General features: G+C 60.7%; 1 pseudogene. It reads left to right on the top strand.

Annotated elements, in window-relative coordinates:
• Nucleotides 1-69: 69 nt before the first annotated feature.
• Nucleotides 70-621 (top strand): annotated as a pseudogene (locus QP908_RS11750) (transposase); the annotation flags it as partial.

Below are 621 nucleotides of genomic sequence, written 5' to 3'. Positions count from 1 at the left end.
GGACCTGACCCCCAGATGGTGGACACCTTGAAACCAGCATCTCGCTGGGAAGTGAGGTACCTTTCCACCATGCCACGCAAGACCTACACCGAGCAGTTCAAGCGCGACGCAGTCTCGTTGTACGAGTCGACCCCCGGAGCAACGCTCAACGCGATCGCCTCCGATCTCGGGGTCAACCGCAACTCCCTGCGCACCTGGCTCGACGCCTTCGGCACCGGCACCAAAACCAACGCCAACGGTGAAAAAGTCGCCAGCCCCATTGCCGCAGCCAACAGCGCACGCACGCCTGCTGAAGGACTCTCCGACGCCGAACGCATCCGCGTGCTGGAACGCGAAAACGCCAAGCTCCGGGAGGAACGAGAGATTCTCCGCAAGGCGGCCAAATATTTCGCGGAAGAGACGAACTGGTGAACCGCTTCCGGTTCGTTGATGACAACCGAGGCCTCTACGAGGTCAAGCGGTTATGTGAGGTTTTGAAGATCAACCGGTCCTCGTATTACAAATGGAAATCAGCTGCTCCTGCCCGCCGGCGACGCGTCCTTGACGACGCGGTGCTGGGAGCGAGGATCAAGGCCGTGTTCACGGCCGAGAACGGTTGTTACGGGGCGAAACGCGTGACGG

Origin of the sequence: Corynebacterium sp. MSK204 (assembly GCF_030229885.1) — a bacterium.
Lineage (GTDB): Bacteria > Actinomycetota > Actinomycetes > Mycobacteriales > Mycobacteriaceae > Corynebacterium.
The sequence above is the reverse complement of the archived record's forward strand: the minus strand, read 5'-3'. Positions and strand labels throughout refer to the sequence as shown.